The following is an 18044-nucleotide window of genomic DNA, read 5'->3' as shown; positions in this document are numbered from 1 at the left end:
TATTGGTTATCAATACGTTTACTAGTAAGAATAATTTTGGACAGTTCGTTTTTCCAAAAGAAGTTCTTGCAAAACAACATATCTTTAAAACAGCCTCTACAAAAGACCGGCTATCGCTGTAGTGGTTGCCTGGCTCTGGCTTTGTGAATTGCCTTCCGGGCTTTCCCTGTTCGGAGGACTAGTAGCCCTCTGCGGCGTTATCATCGTAAATGGATTAGGGAGAACAAAACAGCGGGACCTTAAAGACGCCGCGTGATGGGAGCTACTGCAGTAGGAGCAGCTGGTTTAATTCTGGGCATGGGTGTGACAGCATTCCTTGCTGGGGCTGGTATAGGAGCAAACGAATTGATTAGAGGGCATATATCTTATAAGGTTTATATTAAAAGAAGTCCTGATGCGAAGAAAAAAGGAAGGCTAAAAACGGTATACTATAAAGAAAAGAATTATAGAGGGGCAACAAAAACCGTCTATAAGGATTTTTAAGAGAGGATGATTATGTATGAAAACTTTTTGGATTTTTAATGTTGTTATTGTTGCTCTGTTCTTAGTAGCTACATTTGTATTTTATCGCATGCAGTTTACAACGGAGGGCTTAGTTTATTTTATAAGTGCTGCAGTTATTCTTGGTGTACTAAGTACGATCAATCGTCGAATGAATTACAAAAAAAGTAATTAACTAGTCTGTTGAGCAGCGGATAGTTTATATCCGCTGCTTTTTTAATTTCAGAGTGAAAAAACGACCGCTTTTTAAAGAAATGCGGCGTTTTTAAATGTTCCTAATGGTATAGTCTCGTAGTTCTTAAAATCGCTCTATGGGCCATTCTGGACAAAAAAAGCCCGGTGGATTAATTTGGGATTCTAAACATTGGAGAGCAGGGAAGCTATGTCATTCATCATCAGGAGTATTCAAAAGAAGTGAAAATACTCGATCGAGTGATTAAACATACAGTAGGAGATTTTAGGATGAACTACATTGCTTACAACACCTTACGTTCGGGCGGTAGGACGACAGACTGATGCCAGTAGGTTTAGGTGAACGTAAATTTACGAAATTAAATGATGGCGTGACTAAGCGAAGATATTTAATTGCTGAAGTATATATGGTTATGGGGAAAAGATTTAATATTATTGAAGTAGAACGAGAGAATAGGTCATTATCTATACTCGTTTTATCATCTCCAACTATGAATGATTGGGATTATATTTTAAATAGATTACTCGTAAATTTTGTGAATGATAGTGGTACCTGGACAAGCCAATCTCTAGATAGTATTCAAAGGCAAGGTATTACAATAATGAAAGTGAAGCATAGTTTTAAAGGAGTAAAACATAGAGCTGAAATGTTATTAAGGAAGTTACTTTAAAGAAGGACGATAATATATATAAGAAGACGGACTATAAAAACTATTTACTAGTAAAGCTCTGTTATTTGATTAGGTATCAATGGATTCTACTTGATATTGTTAATAAATGGCTTTTATTTAGAAATAATTTAATTACCATAAAATTAATTAGAAATTTATTTTTATATCATATCCTTTCAATATAACTTGAAGGGAGCATTCTATGAAAAAAGTATTCAAAGTATTAAAGAAAATATTTGAATTGGTTAGTGCATTTATCTTGCTATAAATAAATATTGACGGACACACATTCATGCCGGTTGACTTCTCTCTACTAAGCTCAAAAACGTCTTCTATCAACGGCATTAATCAAGAGATTGATAAGCGATGTTTAGGTTATAAGCGCCGTATCGAAGCGACCCAATCTGCCCCTGATCAAATCCCGGCGATGATTGAACGAGCCTTATCCAAGGGAATTGAAGCTTCTTACTTGTTAATGGACACTTGGTTCACTCAACAACCTCTCATTAAAGCTATTGTCGAAGATTGGGCTGTCGCATTGCAGCAATTAATCGAGCTTCTTCAAGATGTCTTGAAAAAGACGAACAAACAAACACAACAATTACTTAAAAATCAACTATCACAATGGATTGCAGGTTTACCAAGTTACATCAGGGCTTACCTGCCTAATTTGGCCTGCGAAAGTTGAGTTATTAACTATATATATATCAAGTAAACAAAGATAGGAAATAGGCTGTTTTTGTATCTATATTAACGTTAAATACGGTCGAAAATCATACAACATATGAGGGCGCTTTAATGAAGTAACTAAAGTCTAATTTCTCGGTTTAAAACCGAGAAATTAGGCTTTTTTTTATATTTAGATTTCCTTACCGTTGTAAACCCGTATTTTTCTGATGTTACTCTCTTAGCGTAGGGAAAATCGGCTTTTTTCATTCCAAAATTCTCTTAGCGTATGTTTTCCGCGTTTTGTTGGTAGGACCCCGAAATAACCCTGTATCTACAGTTTCGCATTTCAGGTTATCCCTATATTGTAACGGCGTTACCCCCGTCCATTTCTTGAAGGCGTTGCTGAATGCGCTCGGTTCCGAGAAATGGAGAGCATATGCAATTTCACCTATAGATATATGCAATTGTTCCAAATAACCGATGGACAATTGCTTTCGCACACGAATAGACAATTCGTTATAAGAAGTTTTCTCCTCTTTCAAACGAAGTTGTAACGTTCGCACACTCATTTGAAAGTGTTCCGCAGTTTGCCGTAAGGTCGGATAATGGGTCGGAAGACAGTGTTCCAACCATTGCAATACTTCATCCGAGAACGATCCTGTCACTTGTAACTTCTCAATGGCTTCTTTGGCAATCGTTTCGAATACGAATAACAATCTTGTATCGGAATACAGAACCAAATTCTCCAACAAGTCCTTACTCATACACAGCATTGTGGAATTGTCTCCAAATGTGGGAATCACTCCGAACACAGTTTCATATGGATGTATTCCCCCCGGTGACTCATGCATAAACCTGACTTCATGCAACGGAACCGTTCGATTACACAGAATTCCGATCAGACGGTAGAGCGAAGTAGCCATACCCTCTGCACAATGGCGGGGAAAATTCCAGTTAGATTGGGTAAACATGCGTATTCTCACATCTTCATCTACGATCTCCCAATCCAGATTGAATCCGCTGCATAACACTTCATTGTAAGTCTGAAACGACTTAAGTGCAGCTTCTATGTTATTGCAATGCATCATGACGTATCCGAGCACGCCCAAATCGGCAAATTCCGTAAACGCCCCCATCTGCAATCCGAAATGATCATCCTGTGTATAGACCGCCGCCGCTTTTGTCAATCTCTCTAACTCCATTGTTGGGATACGCGCATCCTGTTGCGTCAGAACAGTGTTGTCAAACGATACATACCGGAAAAACGAATCTGTGTCCACGCCCTTATGGACAAGAGACTTCATGATTGGATACAGCATGGTAACAGAAACACCCGAATCGATCACCAAATTCTCCCCTTTGCGTGATTTATCAAGTAAAATACGTTGTTGATCATTTTATTCCGCCAGTTGCCATTATATACTAAGGTTGCTTTTTTCTATTATATCACAATGAAATTACCGGGGAGGTAAAAGCAATGAAATCGAAAATGCTTGTCATTAACGGCCATCCGGATGCACAGAGCTACTGTGCAACCTTGGCCAAAGTATATACGGAAGGAGTTCAAGAGAACAACAAAGCCCAAGTCCGAAATATCGACTTAAGCTCAATCTCCTTTGACTTGAATCTGCAACATGGATACGGTAAGCGGACGGAACTGGAAAATGAACTTCTTGAAGCACAGGAGATGATCCGATGGGCGGATCACCTGATATTTGTTTATCCGATATGGTGGGGGAGCACGCCCGCTGTTCTGAAGGGCTTTATCGATCGGGTATTCTTGCCTGGGTTCGCATTCAAATACAGGCAGCATTCACCGTTATGGGATAAGCTTCTATTGGGTAAATCTGCGCACCTGATCGTTACGTCCGACACCCCTTCCTGGTACAATCGACTCGTGTACCATCGGGCCGGGCTGAATGTCATGAAGCGAAACGTACTTCATTTCTGCGGTATCAAACCAGTACGCATAACCGAGATTGGTCCTATCAGACCATCTACATCTGGCCAGCGGGATAAATGGATTGCTCACGTTCGAGAGCTTGGTGCCAAACTCTCCTGATTTTCATGTATGCTATTTAGCCCCCAAATGAACTTGTACAATACACCCCTCGTACGACTTGTACTGCGCATCCTGGAAGTGGAGCGTTCAACGCATGAATCTCGTGACTTTTAGTCATGAGAGGTTCAATAAGAATAAAGTGTAATTAATTGGACGGAGGGCATTATGACTATTAAAACAGGAAGCTTTATCTTTATAAGAGTTTTTTTGGGGTTGATGTATTTATGGGTAGTTACTGACCGTTTAGGCATCTTGGGTCCAGTTGGAAATCTAGGTGTGGTCTGGGGAAACTTTGATAACTTTTTGGAGTATACAGCTACTTTGAACCCTTGGTTCCCAAGAGTAGTGTCTGATATCCTAGGTTATTTTGTAACCTTCTTAGAAGTTGTGCTTGGGGTTTTATTGGTGAGTGGTATTCGCTTAAAAGAGGCTGCTTTAGCTAGTCTTGCCCTGCTTTTGGTATTCCTATTGAGCATGATTTTCTCGATCGGTTTTAAGGAAGCTTTTGATTACATTGTTTTTACGGTAGTTGTTGCAGCGGCTTCGGCACTTCTTTACAGGGAAGCAAAAAAGAGGAGGCCGGGGTGGGTTTAGCCTATTTCGTTTTGAATCGGAATCCACTTCGCTGAAAATTTTAAAATTTCAGATAGAATCTGATACTTTATTTCTACGATGATATCCTATAAGTTTTTTTGTCGAAGAGCCTATATAATGGACTAAGAAATTCAGACAGCAAAAAAGGAGCAAGTTAGTTGTATGAGCACCAAACGAAGAAAGTTTACACCGGAACAAAAAGCACAAGTGGAATGCGTGTACAGGTTGGTGTTTCATCGTTACATGCCGATGCCAATCCACACTATGGGTCTGGAAAAGAAGCAACCATTTATCGATTTACTAGTGATCAATTTTCAAGTTTTTATACGAAAGTCATCAATACCAATGCTCGTGATGCTGTACACGTACCGAGGTTTTACCTGATCCAAGCAATGTAGCATTAATTTGGACCATTAATAGCGGGATATTTATCCTAGCACAAAATTTTGTGACCGGAAAAGTTATTCAGAGACTACATCCTTAACAGTATTAGCCACGGGTATGTTATTTATCGGAGCAGGGATTGGTTCGCTATACTATGCCACATCGTTTTATCTCCTAGTTTTAAGTGGAGCCATCTTTGTAATAGGTGAAATGCTTATTTTACCTACAATTGATAGCACCATTTCTCAGTTATCTACTGCCGGGTTGATTGGTCTCTTTTTTGGACTTGCCAATGTCATGTCTGGTTTGGGTGAAGCCGGTGGAAATTTTATGGGGGGACAATCACTCGAGACCGGAACAGAGATTGGTTATTTACCATGGGTTACCTATGGGATAACAGGAGTGATTTTGTTCTTAGGTGTTCTATTACTAAAAAATGGCAGCCACTAGAGCAGTTACTTCAAAAGGCTGCAATTCAAAAGGATCGTCCAAAACAAGCACCAAGGGTTCAAACGGGACCTACAAAAAACCAATCTCATCCATTTAGTGGATGGGAACAGGAAGTGTTTTTTCGTAAAAAAGGTCAGCCACAAAGATAAAATTACAATTAGCCTTTCAGAGAAACATTACATTGCTATCTAGTTAGTTGATAGGTACTCATTAATATTTTAAATAGAAGTCTGATAAGCAGCAAAATTCATCGACACCTAAGTAATTAGTAATACGTTGCCTTGAGGACGTATCACCAGATGGCAGTAAACTAAATGACACTTGTATTTATGTAATTGTAAAGACTTACACTAAAAGTAACTGGTGCGAGAGTGAAACATGGAGTTGTCAATGTGGCAGCTCCTTTTATTAATGGACTGAATAAATCACTCTACTTTAATGCGTAGTAGACTCTTACTGCGCAGCAAGGATTGCCATAGAGCTCTTTCGCTGCATCATAATAAAGACATTTGTAATAATTTTAAAAAATTTGAAAACTATCACATATAATACAAACAAGAGGAAATACGCTTGTCCCATTCTGCTGTTCAAAACATAACTGCATGGTTAATTATGGCTTAAGAATGAATGATATCGTTCTCTTCCATCATTATGGCGGTGAAGAGAAAGCATAACCAGAAATTAATGGTATGCTTTTTGTTATTGCTTTTTTTTATTCCAATCGTAAGGTACCATGCACCATTTTACGAATTGAATAAATAATAACAATGAAATCCCAAATAATATATTCATTATCCAAGTGAGCTCTTCCCGAAACAAAAATTGAAAAGCGCAAAATATTACTACATATGTAAATGAATAGAGGAGAGGGTAATTAAACATAAGAGAACCTCCTTACCCTGTAATCAAGTCTCCTTAACCTTCTTGCTTTGTTGAAAATAGTCCAAGTTATCCAGCACCATAACCTGGCTTAAAATCCCTCAGATAGAATGATCAGTAAGCTTAACCTTAGCAATAAAATGATGATTAAGTAGTTAACTCCAAGCAATGTACGAATATATTTACTTTTCTTTTTAGACCTAATTAGCTTTACGTTTTCTCCTTACTCCAGTCATACGGCACCATACACCAATTAATAAATTTTAAAATAAGATACATAATCCGAACAAGTAGCCTTCGGATGCGGGAATGAGCGGGTAAATAATTGGCTTTATTTGGACGTGAATATATCAGGTGGAGTTTTCCACCTGATTTTTAACTTTCAAAAAGCATTTTAAGCTTTGGATTAATCTATAAAGAAGTTTAAAGTTTTTAACTAGATGATAAGCTTTAACAACTTTTTATTAATTTGATTAAGGATTCATATTGCTGAGGAGTATCAACATCTATAAATTGGAGTTCTTCATTTTCTTTAACGATAATTCCTTGATTATTATTCCGAATAATGTGGCGAGCTCCAGTGTCTCCTTTTAACTTCCAGAGTTCAGGATATAAAATTGAATTAATAATAATTGGTGGTCTTTGAATACCATTGAAAGACGAGGCAATAAAGTTAGGTCTTTTTATTTTGTAGATAGAGATTAATCGGTCAAGAAGTTTTTGTGAGATAAAAGGTTGGTCTGCTAGTAAAACCATGACAGCATCTGCTTGAAGGTCTTGAGCGATTTTCAGGCCAGCTTTAAGAGATACAGCTTGACCTTGATTAGATAACTTCGACCTTTTAACCATGCAGTTGGGATGGGAATCAAGGAAGTTTGCTGAAAGCCATGTGAGGGGGCCTTCTTGATTTACCACAACAATAACTTTATCTAATTGAGAGTTTAGAGCTGTTTCTAAGCTAATACTACCTAAGTATTTTCCGTTTAAAGGAAGATCCAACTTAGGACAACCCATTCTTTGGCTTTGACCTGCCGCTAAATATATTCCACAAATCAAGTTCGCACCCCTTCTCACGGTAAGTTTTAATGACATCCGCAATAATACTTATTGCAATTTCATCTGGACCTTTAGCACCAATGGCTAATCCAATTGGTGAATAAAGGTGTTCTGGTATTTTCTCTTTATTTAGTAATTGTTGCGTTCTTTTTCTGGGTCCTAAAACCCCTAGATATGTTAAATTTTCTTGAATGAGAGATTGTAAGATTTCTTGGTCTTTTTGAAAATGGTGAGTCATAATGATAACTGAATCTTTGCTCGTTAATGGATGGGACTTTAACAACTTACTTGGCCCCTCTAGAATCACTTCATGAGCAGTGGGGAAGTGCATCGGAGTACAATAATCTGGTCTCCAATCTGTTACAACTGTATAAAATCCCGTTTTTACAGCTATTTCAGCTAGTGGTCTTACATCAGGACCAGCACCAAAAATAATGAGCCGAGGTTTAGGGTGAAAAACTTGAACAAAGTAGCGGTTTAAGTCCTTTTTAAACAATTTATGATTGATGTTGTTCTCGAAAATTGTGCTCGAAACACTTATTAGTTCATCATGATTTAAATCTCCGAATTGTGGATGGTGTGCTGGTATGAAAATAGAACTTAATACCGAATTTGAATGAGATAATTTCTTAATATGAAGAACAGGTACTCCCTGGTTTATATATTTATCTAAGAGCTCTAAGTGTTTCTTGAGTTTAGCATCAACATATTCTAATGAAATTGTTATCTTTCCATTACATCCATTATTGAGTCCCCAACTAGTATCATCATCTGATTTCATATCATAAAAAAGGGTACGGGATTGTTGATCTTTAAAAACTTCTGCAGCTCTTAATAGAATATCATTTTCTAAACAACCACCACTTAATAAACCGATTTGTAGATTGTCTTCAAAAACAAGCATCATCGTCCCTTCTTTACGGTATGCAGAACCTTCTACGTCAATTATTGTAGCCAACACCATCTTTTGTTCAGATGTTCGAACAGATTGTAAAATGTTGAATAGTTCACTCATATGGTCCTCCCTTAAAGTTCTATTAACATAACGGATTCTAATTTTTATTTGTAAAGATAATTATGAGAGAAAAAAAAGGATAGAACTTTATAAAAGGGTAATTTTTAAATAGGGGCTAAAGAAAAAACGACCACTTAATAAGTGATCGTTGGTTGAGGTTAAAGTGCTATTTTTTTATGATTATATGATCCCCGCTTTTAAGTTCTAAGATATCTGCTAAAAATACTTCAGCAAGGTTATTTGAAATATCGATTAATTCTTCCTGATCTTTAGCTAATAAAGAAAGAGGAGCCCCGCCTAAATAACGATTTTTGTCAGTTGTCACCATGGCAAGTATTCCTTTGATTTGCCCACCGTTATCACCCATTAGCTTTGACCCCCTTTATGGAAATTTAATAATTCAGGGTTCTTTTTTACCGTCTCTAATAGAGGAGTAAGTAAAACCGTTTCTTTTAACAATTCAAAATTTTTGATGATAGGTACCAAAACAATAATAATGACTCCAGCACCAGGGTTTTCTACGCTGTATAACTTTTTCTGTCCAATTCTTCTTGTTGCTTCAAATAGTATTGCTTGACGTTGTCCACCATTAAATAGAGGAATTTGAAAGTGCTCTTTGTTTGGACGGATAACTGCAGCGATTCCATCATCTAAAAACCATTCTTTGGCTTCCTCTCTACCTGCTAAATTGTAGACAAACATATCATTCACGTATAAATCAGAACCTTTTATTTCAATTTTTCCTTCCTCTACAGTCGCAATATCTCTGACTTTTTGACGTGCAGTAAATCGTTTTAGTAAATAAAATACTATCAGACCAACAATGGAACCGGAAACAATTTCAATCCATGTAGCCACATCAAGTAATTCTTGAAAAAGCTGAATGGTTAGTGCGGTAGAAAAGGAAACGAGCAATGTAATATAATTTCTTGCTTCAAAGATTTTAGCAATTCCATCAATGTAAGCATCACCACGTCTTGTAAATTCATCACCTTCAAGGTCTAACAGACTCTCCCTTTCTATTTTACGAACATCTCGGAAGTGCTGCGCAGCTAAAGCAAGAAACGTAACTGCTGTAAAGTTTTTGGTCATTAATGTCGGGATGATGAATGCACCTATTGCAGCAGCAAATCCACCAGTGACAACGTGAATTAAGTAACCGTTTGGATAGTTTGGGTACTGCCTATAATCAAGAATAATTGATAGGAAGCGGACTAGTGTTCCAATAATCGTTGCTGTAATAATTAAGGCTAGCATTTCAGGTGAAATAACATCGTTGTTATTAGGCATGTTTGTAACTCCTTATAAAAAATTGACAGTAGTAGATTTTGTTAAATAAGAAAATTTATACATTAAGTCGCAAACTTTAATTTTAGGTGAAGTTATATTGCATATGCTGTTTATTTGAATTAAAGGACCTTCTTTCTATACTTAAATGATTTGGCTTATGGACGAATGAACAGATATATATAAACCAATAATAGGAAATAACTTATTCTTTTTTTATGGCTATTTGTTTGTAGGTTTACAAAGAAATTATTAGAAAAAAGTTCTGAAAATATGGTTAGAGGGGGCTTGATTCATGAGTTGGAGCATTGGGAAAAGCATTTATCGAAAAGAAGCGTTTGAGAAGGTGACAGGAGCAGCTAAATATACGGATGATTATTCTAAGAAAGAAATGTTACATATAAAATTAGTCGTGAGTTCTCATGCTCATGCAAAAATTAAAGCCATTGATACAACAAAAGCAAGGCAAATCCCTGGCGTTCGAGCAATTTTACTTGGACAACCTTTTCCTCTCACTGGAGAAGAAATTAATGATCGTCCCCCGATTGCATTTGATAAGGTGCGATATCATGGAGAACCTGTCGCAGCAGTCATAGCCGATGATCCCGTTCAAGCAAAAAAAGCAGCAGAATTAATCGAAGTGACATATAAAGTGTTACCTGTAGTGAACTCGGTAAAAGAAGCGCTCCTACCTAATGCCCCACTCGTCCATGAAAATTTAGCAAGTTATGAGCGAATCGAACATGTATACCCTGAACCGAATACGAATATAGCTGATCGAACAAAAATTCGGAAGGGAAACATCGAAAAAGGGTGGAAGGAAAGTGAGACCACAGTTGAAGCAAACTTTTCATTCGGGCCTTCTGATCACATGGCTATGGAAACCCGTTGTGTAACTGCGGAAATAAGACCAGATGGTGTCGTTGTATTTTCTTCAGCAACACAGTCACCATATATGATCAAAAAATTATTAAGCAGTTACTTCGGTTTAGCAGAAGGAAAGGTAATCGTGAATACACCGTTGGTTGGTGGCGGTTATGGTGGAAAAGTAGCGGTACAGTTAGAGTTGATTGCTTATATGGCAACTCTTGCTGTTGGTGGGCGACCTGTGAAAATCCTAAATACAAGAGAAGAAGATATGATTACCTCACCGGTTCATATTGGCCTTGATGCCACAGTCAAGCTTGGGGCAACAAAGGAGGGATATTTAACAGCAGCTGAAATCATGTATATGTTTGATAGTGGAGCTTATTCAGACAAAGGAGCAACAATTAGTCGAGCCGCAGCTGTTACTTGTACAGGACCATACCATATTGAAAATATATGGTGTGATTCAATTTGTGTTTATACCAATCACCCGTATGCGACTGCTTATCGTGGGTTTAGTCATTCTGAGCTTTTATTTGCTTTTGAACGTGCGATGGATATACTCGCTAAAAAACTCAAAATAGATCCGTTAGAATTACGTGAGAAAAATGCATTTTTACCAGGACATACGACACCGACGCAAATTCGCCTAAATGAAAGTACGGTTGGTAATTTACCTGAATGCATTGAGCAATTAAAACAACTAATGAATTGGAAAGAAGGTCAACTTATTCAAGTGAATGAACGAAAAGTAAGAGCTAAAGGGCTCAGTTGTATTTGGAAGACATCCACTATTGATTCTGAAGCAAGCTCCGGAGTGATACTAACCTTTAATGCTGATGGAAGTATTAACATTCTTTCTGGTGTTGTTGAAATTGGAACTGGTACAAAAACAATTCTCGCGCAACTTTTAGCCGAAAAACTCAAAATGGATATCAATAAAATTCATGTCAAAATGGAAATAGATACACAAACAACACCTGAACATTGGAAAACAGTTGCCAGTCGAGGAACGTTTATGGCAGGGAGGGCTTTGTTGAAAGCTGCCGATGATGCCATTTCTCAATTAAAAGATATTGCATCACGTGTTTTAATCTGTTCACCCGATGACTTAGAAGTTGGAAATGAAATGGTCTATGTCCGTGATGAACCTGACACATATATTAACGTCAAAGACGTATGTCTTGGCTATAAGTATCCAAATGGTTATTCAATCGGTGGCCAAATTATTGGTAGAGGTAATTATACATTACGGCATTTAACAAACCTTGACCATGAAACTGGGGTAGGGAAACCAGGACCAGAATACTCAGTTGGTGCTCAAGGAGTTGAAGTAGAATTTGATACAAGAGATTTTACATATAAAATTATAAATGCTTATTCAGTATTAGATATTGGAAAGGTATTGAACCATAAGGGAGCCCATGGCCAAGTGATGGGCGCAATGAGTATGGGGTTGAATTTTGGGAGCAGTGAGACATTTTCTTTTAGTAATGATGGAAAAGTCCTTAACTCAAGATTACGTACATATGTACCATTTCGTTATGGCGATCACCCTAATTATGTCGTACATTTTCTCGAAACCCCTTATGTGGATGGACCCTATGGAGCGCGTGGTGTGGGTGAACATGGTTTAATTGGTATGCCTGCTGCATTAGCGAATAGTTTATCTGTCGCTGCAAATGTCGACTTGAACCAACTGCCCATTACTCCTGAGTTAATTTGGAAGGAAAAGAAGGGAATGGAATAAATGATCTCTTTTGATTTTGAATACTACAAACCAACCTCCATTAATGAAGCTACTCAATTGTTTCAGTCGTTGGTTGAGCAAGGGAAGGAACCGATCTATTTTTCTGGTGGGACAGAAGTGATCACCTTAGGAAGAATAAATCAAATCCAGACGGATGCAGTAATTGATATCAAAGGAATCCCAGAATGTATGATTTTAAAAAAAGATGAAAAAAAAGTAACTTTAGGTGCAGCACAATCATTAAATAAAATTCACGAAATGCAGTTTTTTCCCTTTCTAAATAAGGCAATTGTCGAAATTGCAGATCATACAGCACGTAACAAAATTACGTTAGGCGGTAATATTTGTGCAAACATTATCTATCGAGAAACAGTGTTACCGTTGTTGTTAACGAATAGTGAAGTTGTCATAGCCAGTCCTAATGGTTTAAAACAGGTTCCTCTTCAAGGAGTATTTCATCAAAAGTTAAATTTAGAAAAAGGAGAATTTCTTGTTCAAGTGACGACTGAACAAAGTGAAATCGATTGTCCTTTTGTTTGTGTAAAAAAGCGCAGGCAATGGGATGTCGGATACCCTTTAATAACGACGGCTGCATTAAAGAAAGAAGGTTACATTAAAGTAGCATTTAGTGGACTAAGTGATTTCCCTATTTACGATCCAATGATTGAAAAAAGTTTAAATAACAAGCAATTATCAAAAGAAGAAAGAGTCGAGCAAGCTCTTCAACAGATTTTTGTACCAATATTAGATGATGTTAATGGTTCTGCGGAATATCGATTGTTCGTATTGAAAAATACATTGCTTGATGTACTGGATGAGTTGGAAGGGGTAGGACATGTATAAAACAGAAATAACCTTACATATCAATGGTGAAGAGCGTAACGTTTATATTCGAAATGCTGAGACATTATTGTACGTTTTACGTGAAGAGTTTGGATTAACAGGAGCAAAGCCTGGTTGTTTAAATGGGGATTGTGGTTCCTGTACTGTTGATATAGATGGCGATTCGATGAAGTCATGTTTAACGCTGGCAGTGGAGGCTTCTGATAAAAGTGTAACGACAGTTGAAGGACTAAAAAATGCCGCTATTCAGACAGAGTTTATCGAGAAGTTTGCCTTTCAGTGCGGTTATTGTACACCTGGGTTTATTATGAATTGTAATTCTTTAATCCAAAAGTATCCTGATGCAGACGATACGGTAATTAAAGACCATTTAGAGTCGAATATTTGTCGCTGTACAGGTTATCAAGAAATCGAACAAGCAATAAAATCAGCATTGTTAAAAGGCTCAAATGGTGGATAATTAGTAAATCAAAATATTCTAAAAGGGTAAAAAACAGGTTAAGTAACAGAAAACCTTTTTATAAAGCGTCTCTTGAACTGTCATTTATAAATGAATTTTTTGCTACACAGTACAACCATGTTATTCAAAAGAAAAAAAGTAAAGCTGCAGATGCACTTATTTTCAGCGCGGTTTTGCACTAAAATAAATATAGACAGTCCGATTTCTCAGCAATAATGTGGAGGAATGGGACTGTTTTATATTTACTTAAAGTGCAATATAACTCTTGAAATGTGTGCAGTTTAGTATTCAAAATGATAACTTAAAGTAACAAGGCAGGTTAGTTGAAGAAGTAAGCCATCATTTCTTATGCGTAGTAGACGTATACTGCGCAATAATTATCTTCATTTTTAGGTCACTTTGTAAAAGATTATCCATTCTTAATAGAGTGAATTTATCACAATAAGTTTTAATACTCTTATTCTAAAGATTGTTTAATAAACTCATAGGGGGAACCGTCCCCATGGATTACATAAAGAAAACTCTTACTTGTACAAGATCTATAATACTGCCGTCGACTGGACTGCGAGAGTATATCCATAATTGTCCGCTAGGTGAGGTAGGTGGTTGATCGGTGAGGACGGTTCCAGAAAAATAACCGTATGCAGGTGGACCTTCAAGTGCTGTTGTAAAGCGTTCTTCTGAGACGATCACCCCGTTATCATCCCGAATCTGCATCAATACATTGGCTTCAAATACACGGGCGAAGCCTTCCACAAGCTCTCTGCTTGGAATAATGTCCCCTGGAAAAGGATGAGTGACTACGATATTTCTTGATGACGGAAGTGGAAGGAGTAAGCGAAAACCTACAAAAATTAAATCAAGTGAAAATCCAGGACGCCCTTCGTTTGCTGCTAAAATATTTGCTATTGGAATTTGAAAGTGTCTGGAAATGCCAAATAGAGTATCTCCTACTTCAATTTCGTACACAAAGGCTGGAACCCAGAGTAGCTCCCCAACAAAAATAAGGTTCGGATCCTGGAGTCTATTAACTCCGGCGATAAGATCGAAATGTGTTGAAAATCGCTGACTAATCCGAAAAAGTGTATCTCCAGGGGCCGGAAGGTAGGTGGTGTCAAAGGGACGTACGGTAGGGACAGGAATAACAAGTGTCCAACCTGGAAAAATGACATTTGGATCGAGGAAACGAGGATCCTGTAGGTTCGCTCTTTGAATTTCTAGGACTGTACTGCCAAAGCGTGCAGCGATTGCATATAACGTATCGCCTGGTTGAACGGTGTAAACGACATGTGATTGTCTTACAACAGGCATATAATATACACTCCCCTTGGGCCATTATAATCGTGATATTCCAGGGTTAGTACCTTCATCTTCTTGAGAAGTAGCCTCATTATTTACGTTTTTTTCACGATTAACAAAATATATTATATATAGTTGTAGAATATGATGAATACGATAGAAATAAGAAAACGAGGTAATGGGGTCAGTCCCCCACTTGCTAAATACAATCTAGTATTGTCGTTATAATTGCTGGATCACCTAGTAATTGCATCTATTCTTTTATTTATCAATGTCTTTTGCACGCAGTACAACGATACTGTGCAGCAAACTAACATCTATTTAGCGCTGACTTTGTGAGGAAATGTACTTAAACTAACGGGTGCGTTTCTGCAATAAAGCAGGAACGCATTTTTTTGAACACGGAATAGGAAATTAATGTTAAAATCAAAACAATGGTTATTCAAGTAACGGAGCAGGATACTTGAACAAGGAGAAAGGTTTTCATGCTATTTTTTACATTATTAGGTTAACAAAAAATTAACTTTAGGAGATGAAATTATTGAGGGAAATATCATTGTTTTTAATGTTAGTCAGTATGCTGTTTGTTGTAGTTGCTTGTAGTTCGGAGGAAACAATAGAAACAAATATTCTCTTACCAGAAAATATACCTTCTTTTGTTCAAGAAAGTGATTTCATTAAAATTGATTGGAAAAGGAAAGCTGTTGAATTTGGAGATAGAAGAATTATAGGAAATGAAAACAAATCTGGTGTTATTGGTGCAGATATGCCAACTTTAAATGGACAAAAATGGATGTGGCATCTATGGGGTGTTGAGAACGTGGAGTTAACTGTTGTTGGTTTTCACAAAGAAACACATACCGCTCATCAAGTTTTGTATAACGGACCAGGTGGAGATTCTTATTGGACAAGACAAGCTGTTGGAGAAAATAACGGTGCAGATGCACACATGCCTTCTAATATAGCATTACCAGAAAAAGGAGAGTGGGCATTTTTACTTTACACAAATGATGAATTATTTGATATTTTAGTTTATGACATTAATGAATAGATAAAGAGGAATTATTGCAATTCTTCTTTAACAATTAAGCATTTTGTAGTGTGCTACTCCTTATTGTGCTAACGGGTAGCGTTGATTCAAAAAGGTCAACGCACCAAATTAAGTATATTATGTTAATTTTAACAAATAAATTGGAATAATTGGAATTTAGTTGTTAATATAACGTAGGAGGTGTTGTTATGCAAACTGAGGTTAATAGAAAATCCAAAGTTGTTACAGGTAATGAAGTTAGTATTGCTAAAGGTATGATTGGTTTTATTGTTTTTTCCTTTATATTTTTTGCTGGGATGATTACTTTCGCAAACGCTCAACAAAAAAGCACTCTTGAAGCAAATATCATAGAAGCTATTAATCCAAGTAATGATTTAACATTTGAATATCTTGGGACAGAGGCTTCTTCACATTTGCGGAAATTTTATGTAGCTACAGCTGACGGTGAAGAGTATATCGTTAGAGTTTATCAAAACAATAGGACAGTATTAGATGTATTTAGCCTTACAGACCACCCTCAATTGACTGAACAATTTCAAAAATCTTATGGAGTTAGTTGGTAAACTAATATAGTTATAAAAGTAGCTAGTGCAGAAATTGGGGACTTTTTTAATTCTCAATACAAGCATAGTTAGATTTTATAATGATTAAAGGCTTTGTGAAATAATGTACTTAAAGTAATGGGTGCGATGCTTGAACAAGGAATATGATAAATCAAGAAGAAAAAGGGAGTGTTTTTTTGGCTCTATGGAAAGGATATGTTATTACATTTGTTGAAATAGTATTATTTTTGTTTATTGGTTTTATTCTTACAGAAAATGTATTAAGTATAATATATGAAAGTGTTGGTATTTCTTATTTAGGTGATGTGGGTAGTATTATCTTGGGTCTTTCTTTTATATTGTTTTGTTTATATACGTTATTTAGAACTTATGTATTATCTAATAAAAATCTACTCTTGAACGACCGGATTACTTCTCTTACTTTTTGGATAGTGTTTGTTTGGTCAATCTATTCTGTGATTTCTCCTTTTGTGAGGGGGGAAATTTAAATTATTTAAGTAACGTGCGATTGCTCAATAAAGGGTAGTCGCTTCTTCTTATTGAAGTAAAGGAGCAGGTTTGTGGAAGAAGAAGGACTTATAACTTTTTTATGGAAATTAACAAGTTATTGGTTTAGAAATCACAGTTAATCAAGGAGTTCGTTATGGAGATTTCATTAATTAGACATGGTAAATCACAATTGACGGAAAATGATAAAATAACTTTTGCAGATTTTAAGAAGTGGGTTGAAAAATATGACCTTAACGGAGTGTTTGAAGAATCAGCATACCCTGAAGTGACAATTGAAAAAGTAGCAACTGCAAAGGTTGTAGTTACAAGTCATTTAAAAAGATCTATTGTCTCAGCAAACTTATTAAATCCAAATACAAAAACGATTTCCGACCCTTTATTTAGAGAAACAGAGTTACCAGCTAAGCCAACAATATTATTTAATGTAAAATTAAAGCCAAATAACTGGGCAGTATTTTTGAGACTACTATGGTTTAGTGGCTATTCTAACAAATGCGAGTCTTTAAGTCAGGCGAAATTGAGGGCAAAGAAGGCTTCACAACAACTGATTGGTTACGCCAATGAACATAAATCAATAGTCTTAATTGGTCATGGTTTTTTTAATATGTTAATCGCCAAGGAATTGAAGAAAATGGGTTGGAAAGGCAAAAGAAATGCTGGTGCAAAACATTGGAATTGTACTACATATTCCTTGTTTAACTAAAGGGTGCGATACTTGAACAGTGGGAGCAGTCAAATGTGAGGCTACTCCTGTTCATTTAAAAATAATAAAGAGAAACGTATTTTGAATTTTAAAAATCAAAATGCGTTTTTTTATTAGCTTTAACTAAGGAAAAGAAAGGTTTTATTCAAATTATATTGAATTTATTATTCGGATAATATTGAATACGAGATTATGCCTATGTATAATGGAGCCAACAAGTATAATTCGAGGTGATCTT

18 protein-coding genes and 2 pseudogenes are annotated in these 18044 nt (G+C 36.5%); 14 read left to right on the top strand and 6 right to left on the bottom strand.

Annotated features, from left to right (window positions below):
* Window positions 1–255 precede the first annotated feature (255 nt).
* The 4 genes and pseudogenes from RYX56_RS06700 to RYX56_RS06685 all read left to right on the top strand — a co-directional run.
* Window positions 256–483 carry a hypothetical protein gene (locus RYX56_RS06700; RefSeq protein WP_317121277.1) on the top strand — a complete coding sequence of 76 codons (228 nt, stop codon included), beginning with the start codon at window positions 256–258 and terminating at the stop codon, window positions 481–483.
* A 16-nt stretch (window positions 484–499) separates the two neighbouring features.
* Complete coding sequence (locus RYX56_RS06695; RefSeq protein WP_317121276.1) at window positions 500–676, top strand: hypothetical protein; 177 nt, start codon at window positions 500–502, stop codon at window positions 674–676.
* A 340-nt stretch (window positions 677–1016) separates the two neighbouring features.
* Window positions 1017–1364, top strand: a complete 348-nt coding sequence (locus RYX56_RS06690) for a Tn7-like element transposition protein TnsE (protein ID WP_317121275.1) — start codon at window positions 1017–1019, stop codon at window positions 1362–1364.
* Between the two features lie 277 nt (window positions 1365–1641).
* Window positions 1642–2052, top strand: a pseudogene (locus tag RYX56_RS06685) (hypothetical protein); the annotation flags it as partial.
* Window positions 2053–2296: 244 nt separating this feature from the next.
* On the opposite strand, the gene RYX56_RS06680 reads toward RYX56_RS06685, so the two are convergent.
* Entirely contained in the window at window positions 2297–3379 is a 1083-nt protein-coding gene (locus RYX56_RS06680; protein WP_317121274.1) for an AraC family transcriptional regulator, read from the bottom strand.
* A 131-nt stretch (window positions 3380–3510) separates the two neighbouring features.
* Between RYX56_RS06680 and RYX56_RS06675 the strand changes: the two genes are divergently transcribed.
* From RYX56_RS06675 to RYX56_RS06660, 4 genes and pseudogenes are all read left to right on the top strand, one after another.
* Window positions 3511–4095, top strand: a complete 585-nt coding sequence (locus RYX56_RS06675) for an NAD(P)H-dependent oxidoreductase (protein ID WP_317121273.1) — start codon at window positions 3511–3513, stop codon at window positions 4093–4095.
* 165 nt (window positions 4096–4260) lie between these two features.
* A complete protein-coding gene (locus RYX56_RS06670; RefSeq protein WP_317121272.1) occupies window positions 4261–4689 on the top strand; it encodes a MauE/DoxX family redox-associated membrane protein in 429 nt (142 codons plus the stop codon).
* A 194-nt stretch (window positions 4690–4883) separates the two neighbouring features.
* Window positions 4884–5057 (top strand): annotated as a pseudogene (locus RYX56_RS06665) (Tn3 family transposase); the annotation flags it as partial.
* Between the two features lie 133 nt (window positions 5058–5190).
* Window positions 5191–5523: an MFS transporter gene (locus tag RYX56_RS06660; RefSeq protein ID WP_317121271.1), complete on the top strand. Its 333-nt coding sequence runs from the start codon at window positions 5191–5193 to the stop codon at window positions 5521–5523.
* Between the two features lie 1329 nt (window positions 5524–6852).
* Here RYX56_RS06660 and RYX56_RS06655 read toward each other — a convergent pair.
* From RYX56_RS06655 to RYX56_RS06640, 4 genes are all read right to left on the bottom strand, one after another.
* Window positions 6853–7458 (bottom strand): NTP transferase domain-containing protein, encoded by a 606-nt coding sequence (locus tag RYX56_RS06655; RefSeq protein ID WP_317121270.1) that lies wholly within the window; start codon window positions 7456–7458, stop codon window positions 6853–6855.
* Complete coding sequence (locus RYX56_RS06650) at window positions 7403–8473, bottom strand: XdhC family protein (RefSeq protein ID WP_317121269.1); 1071 nt, start codon at window positions 8471–8473, stop codon at window positions 7403–7405. The genes RYX56_RS06655 and RYX56_RS06650 overlap by 56 nt, the downstream gene beginning before the upstream one ends.
* A gap of 166 nt (window positions 8474–8639) precedes the next feature.
* Window positions 8640–8840: a capping complex subunit for YIEGIA gene (locus tag RYX56_RS06645; RefSeq protein ID WP_317121268.1), complete on the bottom strand. Its 201-nt coding sequence runs from the start codon at window positions 8838–8840 to the stop codon at window positions 8640–8642.
* Entirely contained in the window at window positions 8840–9763 is a 924-nt protein-coding gene (locus RYX56_RS06640) for a YIEGIA domain-containing protein (protein ID WP_317121267.1), read from the bottom strand. The genes RYX56_RS06645 and RYX56_RS06640 overlap by 1 nt, the downstream gene beginning before the upstream one ends.
* A 292-nt stretch (window positions 9764–10055) precedes the next feature.
* Between RYX56_RS06640 and RYX56_RS06635 the strand changes: the two genes are divergently transcribed.
* Genes RYX56_RS06635 through RYX56_RS06625 form a run of 3 tightly spaced genes read left to right on the top strand, consistent with a single transcriptional unit; the run spans window position 10056 to window position 13680 of the window.
* The gene (locus tag RYX56_RS06635; RefSeq protein ID WP_317121266.1) at window positions 10056–12377 is read left to right on the top strand and encodes a xanthine dehydrogenase family protein molybdopterin-binding subunit; all 2322 of its coding nucleotides are present in this window, start codon (window positions 10056–10058) and stop codon (window positions 12375–12377) included.
* Complete coding sequence (locus tag RYX56_RS06630; protein WP_317121265.1) at window positions 12378–13220, top strand: FAD binding domain-containing protein; 843 nt, start codon at window positions 12378–12380, stop codon at window positions 13218–13220.
* Window positions 13213–13680 carry a (2Fe-2S)-binding protein gene (locus tag RYX56_RS06625; protein WP_317121264.1) on the top strand — a complete coding sequence of 156 codons (468 nt, stop codon included), beginning with the start codon at window positions 13213–13215 and terminating at the stop codon, window positions 13678–13680. Before RYX56_RS06630 ends, RYX56_RS06625 begins: the two co-directional genes overlap by 8 nt.
* A 507-nt stretch (window positions 13681–14187) precedes the next feature.
* On the opposite strand, the gene RYX56_RS06620 is transcribed toward RYX56_RS06625, so the two are convergent.
* Window positions 14188–14991: a LysM peptidoglycan-binding domain-containing protein gene (locus RYX56_RS06620; protein WP_317121263.1), complete on the bottom strand. Its 804-nt coding sequence runs from the start codon at window positions 14989–14991 to the stop codon at window positions 14188–14190.
* A gap of 529 nt (window positions 14992–15520) precedes the next feature.
* Between RYX56_RS06620 and RYX56_RS06615 the strand changes: the two genes are divergently transcribed.
* The 3 genes from RYX56_RS06615 (at window position 15521) to RYX56_RS06605 (ending at window position 17806) form a co-directional block, all read left to right on the top strand.
* The gene (locus tag RYX56_RS06615; RefSeq protein WP_439108460.1) at window positions 15521–16030 is read left to right on the top strand and encodes a DUF4871 domain-containing protein; all 510 of its coding nucleotides are present in this window, start codon (window positions 15521–15523) and stop codon (window positions 16028–16030) included.
* 188 nt (window positions 16031–16218) lie between these two features.
* A complete protein-coding gene (locus tag RYX56_RS06610; RefSeq protein ID WP_317121261.1) occupies window positions 16219–16593 on the top strand; it encodes a hypothetical protein in 375 nt (124 codons plus the stop codon).
* Window positions 16594–17236: 643 nt separating this feature from the next.
* Window positions 17237–17806 carry a histidine phosphatase family protein gene (locus RYX56_RS06605; RefSeq protein ID WP_317121260.1) on the top strand — a complete coding sequence of 190 codons (570 nt, stop codon included), beginning with the start codon at window positions 17237–17239 and terminating at the stop codon, window positions 17804–17806.
* Window positions 17807–18044: the final 238 nt, after the last annotated feature.

The sequence above is a fragment of the Alkalihalophilus lindianensis genome, from assembly GCF_032843265.1.
In the GTDB taxonomy this organism is placed as follows: Bacteria; Bacillota; Bacilli; order Bacillales; family Bacillaceae_D; genus Alkalihalophilus; species Alkalihalophilus lindianensis.
This window is presented reverse-complemented; position numbering and strand designations above follow the sequence as displayed.